Genomic DNA, 14386 nt, shown 5'->3' with positions numbered 1-14386 from the left:
AACACCTGGGGTCAGGTACTATTGCTGCTGGAGGTGATGCGCGCGGCGGACATGGCGAGGGCATCCCCCTCCACCACGTCGGCGGTGTCTTCCGCGCCCATCAGGGTCAGCAGCTTGGCGCGCGCGCGATTGACGCGGCTCTTGATGGTGCCCAGCGCGCAGCCGCACACGTCGGCGGCTTCCTCGTAGGACAGCCCGGCGGCGCCGACCAGGACCAGCGCCTCGCGCTGATCGGACGGCAGCAATTCCAATGCTTCCTTGAGGCTGGTGAGGGTGACCGCCCATTCCTGGCCCGGACCCATATTGGTATCCTGCTGGGCCAGCGTCGCCATGCCGTCATTCTCGCGGCGGCGCTTGCGGATCTCGGTGTAATAGGTGTTGCGCAGGATGGTGAACAGCCATGCCCGCAAATTCGTGCCCGGATCGAACTTATCGATGTTCGACAAGGCCTTCAGCAGCGTCTCCTGAACCAGATCGTCCGCCTCGGTGCGGTTGCGGGTCAAGGAGCGGGCGAAAGCGCGCAGGGCCGGGAGAAGTTCGAGCACCTGGGTGCGCAGGTCGAAGACCACAGGGGCGGCGGAAGTCTCGGTGTCAGCATCCATGGGGCTTTTGATATCCGCTTCCTTTGGATGACACATCAGTGCGTCCACCACGAAAGTCCTCCCGCCCGGATGAGACATCACGGCAGAATGCGGCCCGGGAAGACGGCACCGCGAGGCGCTCACCTAACCGTAGCCGTGGCGAAGCGTATCATCCCTTCTTCCGCTTCCTAACGCACGGGTGGGCACGAAGTTCCCCGCGCGCGGTAAAAATGCGCGATCCAGAAACAAGCGGGGAAGCCCACTTCGGCTTCCCCGCAAGAGACAGGCATCACCGCGACGTGTCGGGACGGCCGGAATGAGAGGCTTGGCCGCCTTTTTGGCCGGCCTGCGAGGCCAGCGAGCGATCGCGTGAGAAGCTACGATCCTCGTCTGCCACGCTCTGCCCGCCCTTGCGGCCTGCGGCAGAGGCCAAAGCCCTGTCCTGAGAGAAGCTGCGCTTCTCGGCAGGCACACTTTCACCACCCTTTCGGGCAATGGCACGCTGCTTTTCGGCGTCCATCGCCGCAAAGCCGCGGTTGGACGAGCCCTTTCCTTGAGCCTTCGTCATCGCCTCGCTCCTTAGCGTTGGGGGAATGAGCCCTTCCGTGAGACTCCCCCACACAACGGACGCGGGCGGCTCAGGTTCCGACTAAACATGAGCATGTTGCGTTTTACCGCCGCGCTGGCGGTCGCTTCTCAGGCCGGGCGCCGGGTCTGGCGGGGCGGGAAGCGCACCGTCACGCGCGCCCCGGTGGGGCATTCCTCGGTGGAGATGGAGCCACCCATCTGCCGGGCGAAGCCGTGGGCGAGATCCGAATTGCCCTCGGCGAGGCGGTCGCCCAGCGGCTCAGCCACCTCCACCCGCAGCACGATGAGGCCGTTCTCCGCCGCGCAATGCAGGGCGATCCGCACCGGGTGGCGCCCCTTGCTGGCGCCGAGCGCCATGACGATCTCGCTCAGCATCAGGGCCAGCGGCACCGCAAGGTCGGTGGACAAGGTGACGTCCTCGGCATCGACGATCACCATCACATTGCGGTCGGCCGAGCCCTCCAGAAGCGCCCCCAGCTCGCGCAGCAGCTCGCGCAGACGCACCTCGGAGCCTTCGTTGGCCTCGAACAGGATGCGGTGCACCACTGCGAGCGTATTCACCCGCGTGCGCAACTGCTCGAACCGCCGGCGATCCGGCCCCTGGGGAATGCCCGAGCCATAGAGACTGAGCAGGCTCACCACCACCTGGAGCGAATTCTTGATGCGATGGTGGATCTCGCGCACCAGGGCGGTCTTTTCCGCCAGCGCCTCGCGCAGCTTGCCGTCGCGCTCACGCACCGCGAGGGCCATGTCTTCGATGGCATTGCCGAGCACACGGAACTCGCTCGGCGCATCGCCCATGCGCGAGGGGCGGAAGCCGTAGTGGCCCTGCGCGTAGACCGCCGTCACCCGGCGCAGATAGAGCAGCCATTGCAACACGATCCGGTCGGTGGCGAGCCAGATGGCGATGATGGTGAACAGCACCATCACCACCGGCAGCACGAAGCTGACGGCCACATGCAGCGTGGTCCAGGCAAACAATTGATCGGTGGGCTTGGCGAAGGCAACCCGCAGTCCCTGGCGATCCAGCGGCGCGGTGGCGAAGGTCCAGGAGCGGCCGGCCTCGTCCTTCGCTTCCTCCAGGCTGCCGCCGCCCCGCACCGCCGCGCGATCGGCGAACAGGCGGCGCGATATGCCGGGAGCGTTGGACACCAATTCGGTGCCGTTCTCCGCCAGGACCGCGGCGACGCCGTCGCTGAGCGGGGTTTCGCGCTTCAGCAGATTGTCCAGCCAGGCGGCATCGATGGACAGCGCGATGGCGCCTTCGAAGGTGCCGTTCTGGCTGTACAGTGGCAGAGTGGCCGCGAGAATATCCTGGCGGGTGATCGGGCTCAGGATCCGGGCGCTGACGATGAACGACTTGCTCTTCAGCACGTCGCGCCACCAGTTCTGGCTCGACAGATCCAGCCCCGGCGCCGCCAGGGCGGAGCACGAGACGCGCCCGTCCGGTCCGATGAGCGCGATATTCGAGACGAAGGGCAGGCTCAGGGTCGCGCCGTAGAGGGTAGCGGCGCAATCGGCCCCGGCGCTGCGCACCGCCTGCACATTCTTCAACGCCTGGAGCACGTTCTCGGCGGACGCGAAGATGTTCTGCTGGCTGCCGGCCCCGGCGATCGCGCCCTGGAGAAGCCGGTGCTGGGCTTCCTCGCTGGCGCGGCGCAATTGCAGCACCCCCTGCAGCATGCTGGCGGACGCGATGGGCGTGATGGCAAGGAGGATGACCACGAGCAGGCTGCGGCGCACGCTGTCCAGGATATGACGCGGCTGCCCGACCGCAGAAGCGAAGATGGCCGCCCGTTCGCGATGACGCGCCCGAGCCGCCTCGCCTCTCACCCACCACATGCCTCGCTCCGTGGTTCGGCCAGCACGGCCCATCCTACCCGGCGACTCGCCCCCGACCCGGCTCAACCTTTTGCGCCTGGACCCGCACGTCGCGCCTTCCCGACCTGCCACGGCCCGGCCGAACAAAACCATTTCAAGGCGGACGGAGCGATGAAAGATTGCGTTGCTGTCATCTCGGCCAACCCGGTCTATAATGTCGAAAGCCGTCAGGAAGTTCCTAACGCGTTGGAACTTTTGCGTCACGGCCGCGTTAAAAGCGACCTGTCCCGAGGCGAGAGAGCATGCCACAGCAACAGCTCATCAAGCAGCTTCCCTATCTTCGCCGTTATGCGCGCGCGCTCCTTGGTTCCCAGCAGGCCGGTGACGGCATCGTTCAGGCCACCCTGCAGGGCGTTCTGAACGGAACCGTGCCGCTGGACCTTTCGGTGTCCCCGCGGGTCGCGCTGTACCAAGCCTTTCACCACGTATGGGCGCAGCGCCCCGCCGGCGCCGCAACGCCCACCAACCGCGCCGACCAGCGGCTGCAATCGCTTGATGCGTCCTCGCGCGTGGCCTTGCTGCTGACCGCGATGGAAGGCTTCTCCTTCGCCGAGACCGCCTCGATCCTCTCGCTCTCCCTCGACGAGGTCGAGGCACAGGTGGTGGCCGCCCAGCAGGAGATCGACGAGCAACTCGCCACCCGCGTGCTGATCATCGAGGATGAATGGGTGATTGCGCTCGACCTGAAATCCCTCGTCACTGAACTCGGTCACGAAGTGGTCGGCGTGGCGCCCACCCACACCAAGGCGGTTGAGCTGGCGCGGCAGAGCGACTTCGGCCTGGTGCTTGCCGACATCCAGCTCGCGGACGGATCGTCCGGCATCGATGCGGTGACCGACATCCTGCAGACCTTCAACGTGCCGGTGATCTTCATCACCGCCTTCCCGGACCGGCTGCTGACCGGCGAGCGGCCGGAGCCCACCTATCTCATCACCAAGCCGTTCCTCAGCGAGACCGTGAAGGCGACCATCGCCCAGGCGCTGTTCTTCCACGAGGCGCGCGCGCCTCAGCCCGCGGCCCGCTCGGCCTGAGGCCGGGCGGTTCAGCCCGCAGAACGCCAAGGGGAGCAACGGCAGCCGCCGTGCTCCGCTCCAGCCTTCCCCTTCAAGGAAGAGGCGGGCGACAGGGTGGACGCGACGCGGCTTTGCCTTCAATTCCAGACCCGCGCCCCGTCCACCGGCTCGGCGCGGGTGTGCATTGCCCGCCAACGGCGCGACGGGAATGAATGGGACGTGTCGGGCACGGGTCGTGCCCCGAACCAAAGGCCCCGCGCGCCGGAAATTTCCGGCCGCTCCGGGATGCGCGATGTCACCCGATTTTACGGCCACGCCAGCGTTGAAATCTGGAACTCGCCCGCTCCTCCCGCGTTATGTGCGCGAGCGGGTTTGAGCCCGCGCGACTTTTCTCACAGCGGAGACATGAGCATGGCCGATCAGCCGGACGCCACCCCCGGATCGCCGAAGGCCGGCGTGGAGCCGAACCTCGCGGAGGTGCGCCAGGACCTCGAAAAGCTGCGGGCCGATTTCGCCCAGCTCGTCGAAACGCTCGGCAAGACCGCGCGGCACGGCGTGAAGGGCGCAGCCGGAGAGGCTGAGCTTGCAGCCGGCGAAGTGACGGATTGGGCCGAGGGCCAGATGGCCACCTTGCGCGATTCCATCCAGGCCCAGCCCCTCGCCGCCTGCGCGATCGCCGCCGGCGTCGGTGCGTTGCTCGGCCAGTTGCTGGTTCGGCGATGAAGTCAATGGCCGTCCGGGCACTGCTCTTGGTGGTGGCTGCCGGCTTCCTGTGGATTGGCGCGGCGTTCCTCGCCATCTGCCTCTACCAGGCCCTGAACCAGCATTACGATTCCACCCTCGCCGCCTTGTTCACGGCATTGGCCGGCTTCGTGGTCGCGGGGCTGTTCGGTGTGATCGCCGTCTCCGGCCGCCGGTCGCAGGGAATGGCTCCGCTGTCTCTCGGCGCCTTCGCCTCGGTCACCCGCGTGGCCGAGCGTCATCCGATCGCGACTGTCGCCGTGGCGGCCCTGATCGGGGTCGGTCAGGCGCTGTTGTTCGGACGCCGGCGCTAGCGCCTGATCTGCTCAGGTTGACCCAACCTGAGCGGTCAATCGGTCTCTAACTCCAGGGTTAGAGACCGATTTTACCGGTCAGCTTGCTGAGTCCATCTGATCGAACGGGCTCTTGGAGACCCCGCAAAGAGAATCCCAAAGCTTCCCGCGCGGTTCGCCACACGATGAAAAAGGCAGCTTCCGCTGAGCCGTCCGCTTTGGACCGCAGGGAACATCCTGCCGACCGCGTGGCTTTGTGCGCCGCGTCGGAACCTGGAACGAACTGCGGCGTTTCATCACCGAGCAGTGGACGTGGCGGAGGTTTTCACCCCTTCCCCTCCCCCCAGCTTCCGGCATGGACGCTGCTCACCCTGCCTCCGGCCGAGGTCATCAGGCAAGGGTCGTCGGCACAGCAGTCCGGCACGCCGTTCCATCCCGAAAATCCAGATCCTGCGCGATGCGGCGTTAATCCGTGCCGACCGCAAACCCGAGCTTGGCGAGCGCGCCGCGGAGCGCGGCCGTGTCATAGGGCTTGCTGACCAGCGCGACGCCCACGCTGGCCGTGAAGATGTCCTGCAACTCGCCCATGCCATAGCCGCTGGCGATAATGATGGGCAGTGCGCTCGCCCGCGACCGCAGCGCCTGCACCAGGGCTTCCCCGCGCATGTCGGGAAGGCCGAGATCGACAACGGCCAATGCAAAGTCCCCCGGCCGCCCATCGAGTTCGCCAAGCGCTTGGGCGGCGGACGATGCCTCCACCACCGAGAAGCCCTCATCGGCCAGAATCTGGCTGGCGACCATTGCAACAAACGGTTCGTCTTCCACCAGCAAGGCGGAGCCTCGCGGCTGCGGCGTTTGGGGCACGTTTTTCAACCTTTCCTGTATCGCAAGACATGCACCGGTCCAGGGCCGGCTTCAACAGCGGCCCGGTCACTCGCGAGACTACCATTTTCAGCCTGGGGAAGGGATAGGTTCACACTTCGGCGCCCGAAAGGCGTGCCGACATGCGAAAGGGGTGGGTGTCCTGCGACACCCACCCCCAAACGCTCAGGCCGTAAGACGGATCAGCGTGCCGCCGGAGCGGGAGCGGTCTTCGCCGGAGCACCGGCCGACGTCGGGGCGGTATATTCCTTGAACTGGGGCGCAGCCTTCAGCTCTTCCTTGGACTTGCGCAGCACGAGGCTGTCGCCATCATTGTTGCGCACCAGCTCCAGGGCGTTGAACGGCACAGCCACGTCCTTCTCACCGACTCCAAGGAAGCCGCCAACACCGATCACCGCGCCGACCACGGCACCGTTGCGATCGAGCAGCACGTCGTTCACCTCGCCGAGGCTTTCATCCCCGGAGCCGCGCACCTTGGTGCCGATAAGGGTGCTGGCCAGCCATTGTTCCTGTTTCTGGGTCTCGATGAAGGCGGCGGAATTCGCCGAACCGGAGGACATGGTGCTGGAGCTGCTGGTGGACGGCATCGTGCCGGTGCTGGTGGAGGGATTGGGAGGGGTCATCGGGGCCGCGGACGGTGCCGTGGCGGGCGGCGTCGCGGTCTGGGCGAAGGCGGGGCCGGCAAGAAGCGCGGCCAGGGCGGTCACAGTGAGCATTTTCGTGTTCATGACAAACTCCGTTCTCTAGTGCCGCGTTCAGCGCGGGATTACAGAGTATGTAACGGTGCCCTGGCGCCTGTGTTCCCCAAGGAACAATTTACATTCTCGCCCAAACTGAAACTTGAGCGCACCGGAAGAGGCCCTCTGTCATTCTACTGCGAAGTTCATGGTTTTTATTTCAACCTGAAAATATTATTCCATATGTCCCCTTAAGGCAGTCTCAAATTCGAGGGGGGCCGTCGACGGCCCGCACGGGATCACGGGCATGTGGTGGAACCAGCGGCGCACACGGCTGTTGGTCGTTCGCATCACAAGCGCGTAAGGGATATGGACAAGTCGCGCGATCATTCCGACATACTTCCGGGAACGAGGTCGATATGCGTTTCTTCATGATCCTGGCTGCAGCTCTCCTGGTCGCCGCCCCCGCGTCGGCGCAGGTGCAGCGGGTGCAACCCTTCCAGGGCCCGACATTCCCCTACCAGGGCGTGCCTGGGCAGAACACTTCACCGCCGGCGCCGCGGCAGCAGATGATCACCCCGCAGCCCCCGCCGCCGCGCCCCTCCGCGGGGGACGCCTCCCGCCGCATCCCGAGCGGAACGCAACCCCTGCCGAACGTCAACGGCGAGTGACCGGAATGCCACAGGCGGGGAATTTTCCTGTTCCGGCAAGTCCTTCTCCCGCAGCGCCTTGCCAGCGGAGGTGACCCTGTGGCAACTGGATTAGAGCCATGGCCTGGGGGTCACATGTTCCGCGCGCTATCCGATTTCATCACCGACATCACCGGCGGCCAGCGCGACGCCAGCGCGTTCGTGGAAAATGACTATCGTCTCGCTGCTGCCGTTCTTCTGGTTCATGTCATGTCGATCGACGGCAGCGTGACGGAAGAGGAGCGCCAGGTTCTGAAAACCGTTCTGGCGACCAGGTTCGATCTGGCCGAAGCCGAGACCGACACGCTGGTCGACCTCGCCATCGCCCGCGACGCGGAAGCGGTTGATCTTTATTCTTTTACCAGCATCCTCAATCGCGCCCTGGACGATCAGGGGCGGGAGCGGGTGGTGGAGATGATGTTCGAAGTGGCCTATGCCGATGGCGGACTGTCCGAATTTGAGGATAATCTGGTGTGGCGCGCGGCGGAGCTTCTGAACGTCAGCTCGCGCGAGCGGGTGCGAATTCGCCGCGAGGTGCGGGACGACACGGAAACCGAGGGTGGACAAAGCACTTAACGAGGACGAGCCGGAGGTCGAAATCGGCCGGGATGCCCCCGAAGCGGGCCGCATCCTCGTCATCCTCCACCAGGCGCATTCGCGGCCCGGGCGCATCGGCGAGCGGCTGGAACAGCGCGGCTATGCGCTCGACATCCGCCGCCCCGCCCTCGGCGAAGCGCTGCCCGCCCACCTCGACGACCATGCTGGCGCCGTCGTGTTCGGCGGGCCGATGAGCGTCAACGATCCCCTGCCCTGGATGCGCGACGAGATCGACTTCGTCGGCAAGGTGATGGCGGCGGACCTGCCGCTGCTCGGCGTGTGCCTCGGGGCGCAGATCATGGCGGTCCAGCTCGGCGCCAAGGTCGCCCACCACGCCGAGGGCGTCAGCGAAATCGGCTATTATCCCCTCGTGCCCACCGAACTCGGCCGCGACCTGCTGCCGTGGCCGAGCCATGTCTATCATTGGCATTCCGAAGGCTTCGACCTGCCCCGCGGGAGCGACCTGCTGGCCCAGGGGGACACGTTCCCCAATCAGGCGTTCCGGCATGGCCACAATGCTTTCGGCCTGCAGTTCCACCCGGAAGTCACCCAGGACATGATGTGCCGCTGGGCAACCCGGGGCGCGCACCACCTCACCAAGCCGGGCGCTCAGCCCGGGGACCAGCATCTCGCCGGCTGGAGCCGATACGATCCGGCCGTCTGTCACTGGCTGGACTGCTTCCTCGACAGCTGGCTCGGCCTCACGATGAAGCCCGGCAAGCCCCGATAAACTCAAGTTTTCTGAACCCCACCCTTGTATCCGCGCGACCGATAGACAACGCTCTGCGGTGGATCGGCGCGATCCGCGAGGAGATGGGCAGGAACATGCAACGTCGCGGAGAGCACGCGCGGGCAATATCCGCCGCTCCCGGCATCCAACGGCCGGGCCGCAGCGCCGCGCCGGGCGTCGCCGACAAGCCGGGATCGGCGGCCATGGCCGGGCACCGCGACGCCGGGGGGCGCTCCACGCGTGGCATCGGAGTCATCGGGCTGATCGGCGCGCTGCTGTCGATCGGGATCATTCTGGCGGTCGGGGTCGCGAGCTTTCGCGCGTTCAAGGCGGACAGCCAGTTGCGCGACGACCTGCTCCATTCCACCGCCCTACGCGCGCAATTGCAGGGCATCTATGGGGAATTGCTCGCAGCGGAAGCCGGCACCCTCGGCTATGTCGTGACCGGCAGGGACGAGTTCCTTGCGCCTCTCCAGCGGGTGCGTACCACCATCAGGAGCGAACTCGACGCCGTCGCGCGGCTGTCGGTCGAGCGCCCTCAGCATGCCGTTTTACTCCTGGAGCTTGCACGCTACGCCGACCAGGAAATGCGCCTGCTCGGCGACATGATCGATACCCGCGACGCCTCCGGTGCCCTCGCGGCCACCCATGTGATGGAAACCCGCCGCGGCAAGGCGGTGATGGAGCGCATCCAAGCGGTGGTCGAGCAGGTGCGGACCGCCGAGTTCGCCGCCATCACGACCCGGACCCGCGACGCGCGCCTCGCCGCCGAGCGCGGCAAGCGCAACCTGCTGCTGATGCTGGCCGCGTCGATCGCCGTGGTGGGCATCTCAAGCCTGGTGATGATCGCCCATCTGGTCGGCCGCCGCCGCACGGAACGCGCGGCGTCTCAAGCCCTTGCCCGCCAGAGCGCGATCATCTCCAGCGCCATGGACGCGATCCTCGTGGTCAACGCCGACGGTATCGTGGAGCACGCAAATCCAGCGACGCTGCGCGTCACCGGCTGGGCGCCGGACGAACTCGAGGGACGCCCGCTGAGCCTGCTGTTCGTCATGGCGCAAGCGGGTGGCGACGAAGACTTGGCACGGCGCCTGGATCAGATCGCACAGGACGGGGGCCGGGCTGACGACCTCACCGGGCGGCGCAAGAACGGCACCGCATTCCCCGTGGACATAGCGGTCGGTCGGATGCAGGACGGCGCCACCCGCCAGTTTGTGACGATCCTCCACGAGGCCGGCGACCGCAAGCCCGCAGATATCATGAAGAACGATTTCGTCTCCACCATCAGCCACGAGTTGCAGGCGCCGCTGGCCGCGATCGCGGACGCCCTCGGCGTGCTGGAGACCGGCGCGGCGGGCCCGTTGCCGCCCGCCGCGAAGCGGCTGGTGGAGATCGCCCACCAGAACGGCTGCAGATTGCAACGCCTGGTCAACGACGTCCTCGACATCGAGAAGATGCAATGGAGTTCCGTGAGCTTCGCCCGCGCTCCGGTATCCATGGCCCAGGTGACCCGCGAGGCGATCGAGCAGACCGCGTCCTATGCCAATGTTCAGCACGTTCACCTGGCCCTGGACGTCGAGGACGGGGATTCCACCGTGGTCGGAGATCACGAGCGGCTGGTGAAGGCACTGGCCAACCTGATTTCAAACGCGGTGAAGTTCTCGCCTGTGGAGGGTGTGGTCCGCGTGCGCATCCAGCGGTCCGGCGAGGTGGTTCAGGCAGCGGTGCAAGACCACGGCGCGGGCATCCCCCAGGCGCTGCGCGCCAGCATGTTCTCGCGCTTCGCCCCGACCGCCAACTCCGATCCCCAGTTGCGCAGCGGCGCCGATGTCGGCCTCGCCATCGTCAAGGACATCGTGGAACGCCATGCCGGCCGCGTGTCGTTCGAGACCCAGGAGGGGCTCGGCACCACCTTCATCGTCGACCTGCCTGCGCGCATCCCGTTGATCGCGCGGGCGGCGGGGCGGACATCCGGAGCCCAGATCCTGCTCGTCGGGGGCACCAGCGCGCAGGAGCAGGCCGCAAGCGCCGCCCTGAACGGCAACGGCCTCACCGTCGAACACGCGGACACCGCGGCGAAGGCCGAGGGGCAGGCGGCGATTCACCCCTATTGGGTGATCATCATCGCGCTGCGGCTGCGCGATTCCGACGGGATCGCGTTGATCCGGTCGCTGCGCCGTTTCGAGCGCACCCGCGCAACGCCGCTGCTCCTGCTCTCGCGCAACGCTTTTGCAGACGCGGTCTTGGTGGAGGACTGGTTCGACATGCCGCCGGAGCGCGACCGCATGATCGCCTTGGCCTCGCGCAAGGCGGGGCTGGCCCGCACCGGGAGCGTGCTGCACATTTCCAAAGGCAATGAATCGCGCCGCGCCGTGGCCTCCGGGCTGCGCGATCTCGCCGAGGTCATTCATGCCGCAGGCCTCGACGATGCCAATGCGATCATGGCCCAGCGCGACTGCCGGCTGGTGATCGTCGACATGTGGCCGTTCGACCTGTCGCTGCAGCATCTCGCCGCCTTGTTCCGGTTTTGCGCCGAAACCCATATGCCGCTGGCACTGCTCTCCCCCCGCACTCACGATCCTTTGATGGCCCGTCGGCTCGACCAGATGTTCCAGGCCGAGGCCGGAGCGTTCCCGTCGGCGGCGGAGCTGGTGATGGGTTGTATTCCCGCGTCTGCGTCCCCCTCTGAAGAGCCGAGCCCGACCGCCTGACCGTTACGTCAAGAGGAGGTCCGCGCGACGGGGGCGCCCCAACGTCAGTCCCACGAACGGCCGCGCGGACGTGATGCGCTGCAAAAAAACAGGATGCCATACCGCACCGGCGGATCTATTGTGCGCCCTTCGCCGAGCTCAAGATGGGCAGCGTATCCGGCGCCGGCGACACTCAGCGGGGACGGACCAATGAACACGCACGCACTTCCCCCCGGCGTCCGGGGCGTCGGCTATTCCATCCGTGCCACCTCGCCCGACTTCGACGATCTTGGCCCGAAGCTGGATGAGGCGGAACGGCTGGGGGTCGACTTCGTCGAGCTGCCCGTCTTCGCCTGGACGCTGATGGCGGATTGCCGGGTGCTGGAAGATCGGCTCGCGCGGCTGGCGGACGTCATCGCGGGCCGCCCCTTCGGCTATACTGTGCATGGGCCGCTCGCCATCAACCTGATGGAAAAGGGGCCGCGCCTGGAGCGCCACAAGGCGCTGCTGGATGCGACCATCACGGTTGCCGGCGCCCTGAAGGCGGTCAATCTGGTGCTGCACACGGGCTGCGTCCGGGATCCCGAGGACCATGTGCGCGTGGCCTATTCGCGCCAGCGCGAAGCCCTCGCGGAGGCCGGCGACAAAGCCGCGGCCGTGAACGTGACTTTGTGCGTGGAGAACGTCTTCCGCTTCGAGGCGATGCGGGAAACCGCCGTGCCCTCGCGCCTCGCCGAGGAAATCGACGCCATCGGCCATCCCCATGTGCGGGCGACGCTGGATGTCAGCCATGCCTACCTGCGCTGCACCGACGCCGGGCTCGACCTGATGGCGGAGATCGCCGTGCTCGCGCCCTTTGCGCGGCATGTCCATGTGCATGACAGCTTCGGCCGGCCGCTGGAAAGCTGGACCATCGACGAGGCCGAGCGGCTCGCCCTCGGCGAGGGCGACCTGCATCTGCCGGTGGGATGGGGGGCCATTCCCTGGGACGAAATGGCCGCGCGCTGCACCTTCGATGCCGGGGCGATCGTCAATCTGGAACTGCACCGCCGCTATTGGAGCGAACTGCCCGCGCAGATCCAGATGGTGCGTGCGCTGTCGCAACGCCTCGCCACGAGCCCGGCGACGGTCGCGTTCTGAACCCTGCCGCGCGGCCCGCCCGTCAGGCCGGGAAGCTTCATTGTGCCGCGCCTCGCTACGGCTTAGGTTCGCCCCAACAATAGATCGTGGGGAAACCAACCATGTCGGGCGCCATCGAACCCAGCACCATGATGCTGCTCCGCCGCTACAGCGCATTCGGGCTGGTGGCGGGCCTTGCCCTGCTGACCCTTATTCTCTCGTTCGCAGAACATCCCGCTTGGCTGTTCGTGTTCTGCGTCCTGTTCCCGCTGGTGCTGGTGGGCGTGTTCGACGTGACGCAGCCGCACCATTCCCTGCTGCGCAATTATCCCGTCATCGGCAGCGTGCGGTGGATGTTCGAGGCGCTGCGGCCCTATCTGCGGCAATATATCGTCGAGGACGACCTTGAGGGGCATCCCTATAACCGCAACGTGCGCAGCCTGGTCTACGCCCGCGCCAAGGGCGAAGAGGACCGCCAGCCGTTCGGCACCGAGCTGGACACCCAGGCACCCCAATATGAATGGATGACCCATTCGCTGGCGCCGACGCCGGTCGTCAAGGAGCCGTTCCGGGTGCAGGTGGGCGGCAAGGATTGCAGCCGACCCTATGCGGCCGCCGCCCTCAACATCTCGGCCATGAGCTTCGGCTCGCTCGGCCGCAATGCCATCGAGGCGCTCAACCTCGGCGCCAAGACCGGCGGTTTCTACCATGACACCGGCGAGGGCGGGCTCTCGCCCTATCACCGCATTCACGGCGGCGACATCGTGTGGGAATTGGGCTCGGGCTATTTCGGCTGCCGCAACCGCGACGGCTCCTTCTCCCCCGAGCGATTCGCCGAGAAAGCCGCCGACCCGCAGGTGAAGATGGTGGAGATCAAGCTCTCGCAGGGCGCCAAGCCCGGCCACGGCGGCGTGCTGCCGGCAGCCAAGGTGACGCCGGAGATCGCCGAGATCCGCGGCATCCCGCTGGGCGAGGACTGCATCTCGCCCTCGCGCCATCCGGCGTTTTCCACCCCGGCGCAGATGATGGAATTCGTCGCCCAATTGCGCGAGCTTGCCGGCGGCAAGCCGGTTGGCATCAAGATGTGTATCGGCCACCCCAGCGAGACCTTCGCCCTTGTCAAGGCCATGCAGAAGACCGGCATCGCGCCCGATTTCGTCGTGGTGGACGGGTCGGAAGGCGGCACCGGCGCGGCGCCGCAGGAATTGGCGGACCATATGGGCATGCCGTTGCGCGAGGGGCTCATCCTCATGCGGAACGCCCTGGTGGGCACCGGCCTGCGCGACCAGGTGCGGCTTGCCGCCAGCGGCAAGATTACCTCCGGGTTCGGCATGGCGGCGAACATGGCGGTGGGTGCCGACTGGTGCAACGCGGCGCGCGCCTTCATGTTCTCGCTCGGCTGCGTGATGTCCATGCGGTGCCATACCGGCCAGTGCCCCACCGGCATCACCACCAACGACCCCCATCTCCAGCACGGCCTGGTGGTGGAGGAGAAGGCACAGCGCGTGGCGCGCTTCCAGCATCACACGGTGGCAGCGCTCGCCGAGCTCGTCGCCGCGGCCGGCCTGATGCATCCGAGCGAACTGCTGCCGCACCACATCTGGCACCGGGTCACCCCGGTGCAGGTGCAGCCGCTCGATCGCCTGTATCCTTTCCTGTCGACCGGCGTGCTGAACGAGGCCCCGGAGGACACGCCCTATGCCGCCGAGTGGCGCGCGGCGGATGCCGACAGCTTCGTTCCCCGCGCCGCGGTGGGCCCGCGCCGGGCGGCCTGAGCCCTTCCGGGGCTTCCCCGATTTCCGTCACATCTCCCCGGCGCGGCCGCCTCGGGGCAGGCCGCCAGGCGGCCGATTGACCCGGTCGCAAGCCATCTTGCGGCAGCGCGGTAGGCTGCCCATATGCAGG

The 14386-nt window shown here is 66.8% G+C and carries 14 protein-coding genes; 9 read left to right on the top strand and 5 right to left on the bottom strand.

Annotated features, from left to right (window positions below; genetic code table 11):
* Nucleotides 1-11 precede the first annotated feature (11 nt).
* The 3 genes from V5F77_RS05805 to V5F77_RS05795 form a co-directional block, all read right to left on the bottom strand.
* Nucleotides 12-602: a sigma-70 family RNA polymerase sigma factor gene (locus V5F77_RS05805; RefSeq protein ID WP_429004391.1), complete on the bottom strand. Its 591-nt coding sequence runs from the start codon at nucleotides 600-602 to the stop codon at nucleotides 12-14.
* A gap of 268 nt (nucleotides 603-870) precedes the next feature.
* Nucleotides 871-1149 (bottom strand): con-10 family general stress protein, encoded by a 279-nt coding sequence (locus V5F77_RS05800; protein ID WP_429004390.1) that lies wholly within the window; start codon nucleotides 1147-1149, stop codon nucleotides 871-873.
* Between the two features lie 128 nt (nucleotides 1150-1277).
* Nucleotides 1278-3011, bottom strand: coding sequence for a sensor histidine kinase (locus V5F77_RS05795; protein ID WP_429004389.1), 1734 nt, complete (start codon nucleotides 3009-3011; stop codon nucleotides 1278-1280).
* 281 nt (nucleotides 3012-3292) lie between these two features.
* On the opposite strand from V5F77_RS05795, the gene V5F77_RS05790 reads away from it, so the two are divergent.
* From V5F77_RS05790 to V5F77_RS05780, 3 genes are all read left to right on the top strand, one after another.
* Nucleotides 3293-4081: a response regulator gene (locus V5F77_RS05790; RefSeq protein ID WP_429004388.1), complete on the top strand. Its 789-nt coding sequence runs from the start codon at nucleotides 3293-3295 to the stop codon at nucleotides 4079-4081.
* A 393-nt stretch (nucleotides 4082-4474) separates the two neighbouring features.
* Entirely contained in the window at nucleotides 4475-4786 is a 312-nt protein-coding gene (locus tag V5F77_RS05785) for a glycine zipper domain-containing protein (protein WP_429004387.1), read from the top strand.
* 5 nt (nucleotides 4787-4791) lie between these two features.
* A complete protein-coding gene (locus V5F77_RS05780) occupies nucleotides 4792-5118 on the top strand; it encodes a hypothetical protein (protein ID WP_429004386.1) in 327 nt (108 codons plus the stop codon).
* A gap of 444 nt (nucleotides 5119-5562) precedes the next feature.
* Here the strand turns inward: V5F77_RS05780 and V5F77_RS05775 are convergent, their stop codons facing one another.
* Nucleotides 5563-5961 carry a response regulator gene (locus V5F77_RS05775; protein ID WP_429004385.1) on the bottom strand — a complete coding sequence of 133 codons (399 nt, stop codon included), beginning with the start codon at nucleotides 5959-5961 and terminating at the stop codon, nucleotides 5563-5565.
* Between the two features lie 200 nt (nucleotides 5962-6161).
* Complete coding sequence (locus V5F77_RS05770) at nucleotides 6162-6707, bottom strand: PRC-barrel domain-containing protein (protein WP_429004384.1); 546 nt, start codon at nucleotides 6705-6707, stop codon at nucleotides 6162-6164.
* A 368-nt stretch (nucleotides 6708-7075) separates the two neighbouring features.
* Here V5F77_RS05770 and V5F77_RS05765 point away from each other — a divergent pair, with 368 nt between their 5' ends.
* From V5F77_RS05765 to V5F77_RS05740, 6 genes are all read left to right on the top strand, one after another.
* Nucleotides 7076-7327, top strand: coding sequence for a hypothetical protein (locus V5F77_RS05765; protein ID WP_429004383.1), 252 nt, complete (start codon nucleotides 7076-7078; stop codon nucleotides 7325-7327).
* A gap of 114 nt (nucleotides 7328-7441) precedes the next feature.
* Complete coding sequence (locus V5F77_RS05760) at nucleotides 7442-7921, top strand: tellurite resistance TerB family protein (RefSeq protein ID WP_429004382.1); 480 nt, start codon at nucleotides 7442-7444, stop codon at nucleotides 7919-7921.
* Complete coding sequence (locus tag V5F77_RS05755) at nucleotides 7905-8672, top strand: glutamine amidotransferase (RefSeq protein ID WP_429004381.1); 768 nt, start codon at nucleotides 7905-7907, stop codon at nucleotides 8670-8672. Before V5F77_RS05760 ends, V5F77_RS05755 begins: the two co-directional genes overlap by 17 nt.
* A 95-nt stretch (nucleotides 8673-8767) precedes the next feature.
* Nucleotides 8768-11383 carry a hybrid sensor histidine kinase/response regulator gene (locus V5F77_RS05750; protein ID WP_429004380.1) on the top strand — a complete coding sequence of 872 codons (2616 nt, stop codon included), beginning with the start codon at nucleotides 8768-8770 and terminating at the stop codon, nucleotides 11381-11383.
* Between the two features lie 189 nt (nucleotides 11384-11572).
* A complete protein-coding gene (locus V5F77_RS05745; protein ID WP_429004379.1) occupies nucleotides 11573-12502 on the top strand; it encodes a sugar phosphate isomerase/epimerase family protein in 930 nt (309 codons plus the stop codon).
* A gap of 101 nt (nucleotides 12503-12603) precedes the next feature.
* Nucleotides 12604-14256, top strand: coding sequence for an FMN-binding glutamate synthase family protein (locus V5F77_RS05740; RefSeq protein WP_429004378.1), 1653 nt, complete (start codon nucleotides 12604-12606; stop codon nucleotides 14254-14256).
* Nucleotides 14257-14386: the final 130 nt, after the last annotated feature.

Source organism: Roseixanthobacter psychrophilus, from assembly GCF_043195195.1.
Lineage (GTDB): Bacteria > Pseudomonadota > Alphaproteobacteria > Rhizobiales > Xanthobacteraceae > NCEH01.
This window is presented reverse-complemented; position numbering and strand designations above follow the sequence as displayed.

Coding starts and splice junctions, on each gene's coding strand:
- V5F77_RS05805 (WP_429004391.1), bottom strand. CDS start 602: ATGGATGCTGACACCGAGACTTCCGCCGCCCCTGTGGTCTTCGACCTG.
- V5F77_RS05800 (WP_429004390.1), bottom strand. CDS start 1,149: ATGACGAAGGCTCAAGGAAAGGGCTCGTCCAACCGCGGCTTTGCGGCG.
- V5F77_RS05795 (WP_429004389.1), bottom strand. CDS start 3,011: ATGTGGTGGGTGAGAGGCGAGGCGGCTCGGGCGCGTCATCGCGAACGG.
- V5F77_RS05790 (WP_429004388.1), top strand. CDS start 3,293: ATGCCACAGCAACAGCTCATCAAGCAGCTTCCCTATCTTCGCCGTTAT.
- V5F77_RS05785 (WP_429004387.1), top strand. CDS start 4,475: ATGGCCGATCAGCCGGACGCCACCCCCGGATCGCCGAAGGCCGGCGTG.
- V5F77_RS05780 (WP_429004386.1), top strand. CDS start 4,792: ATGGCCGTCCGGGCACTGCTCTTGGTGGTGGCTGCCGGCTTCCTGTGG.
- V5F77_RS05770 (WP_429004384.1), bottom strand. CDS start 6,707: ATGAACACGAAAATGCTCACTGTGACCGCCCTGGCCGCGCTTCTTGCC.
- V5F77_RS05765 (WP_429004383.1), top strand. CDS start 7,076: ATGCGTTTCTTCATGATCCTGGCTGCAGCTCTCCTGGTCGCCGCCCCC.
- V5F77_RS05760 (WP_429004382.1), top strand. CDS start 7,442: ATGTTCCGCGCGCTATCCGATTTCATCACCGACATCACCGGCGGCCAG.
- V5F77_RS05750 (WP_429004380.1), top strand. CDS start 8,768: ATGCAACGTCGCGGAGAGCACGCGCGGGCAATATCCGCCGCTCCCGGC.
- V5F77_RS05745 (WP_429004379.1), top strand. CDS start 11,573: ATGAACACGCACGCACTTCCCCCCGGCGTCCGGGGCGTCGGCTATTCC.
- V5F77_RS05740 (WP_429004378.1), top strand. CDS start 12,604: ATGTCGGGCGCCATCGAACCCAGCACCATGATGCTGCTCCGCCGCTAC.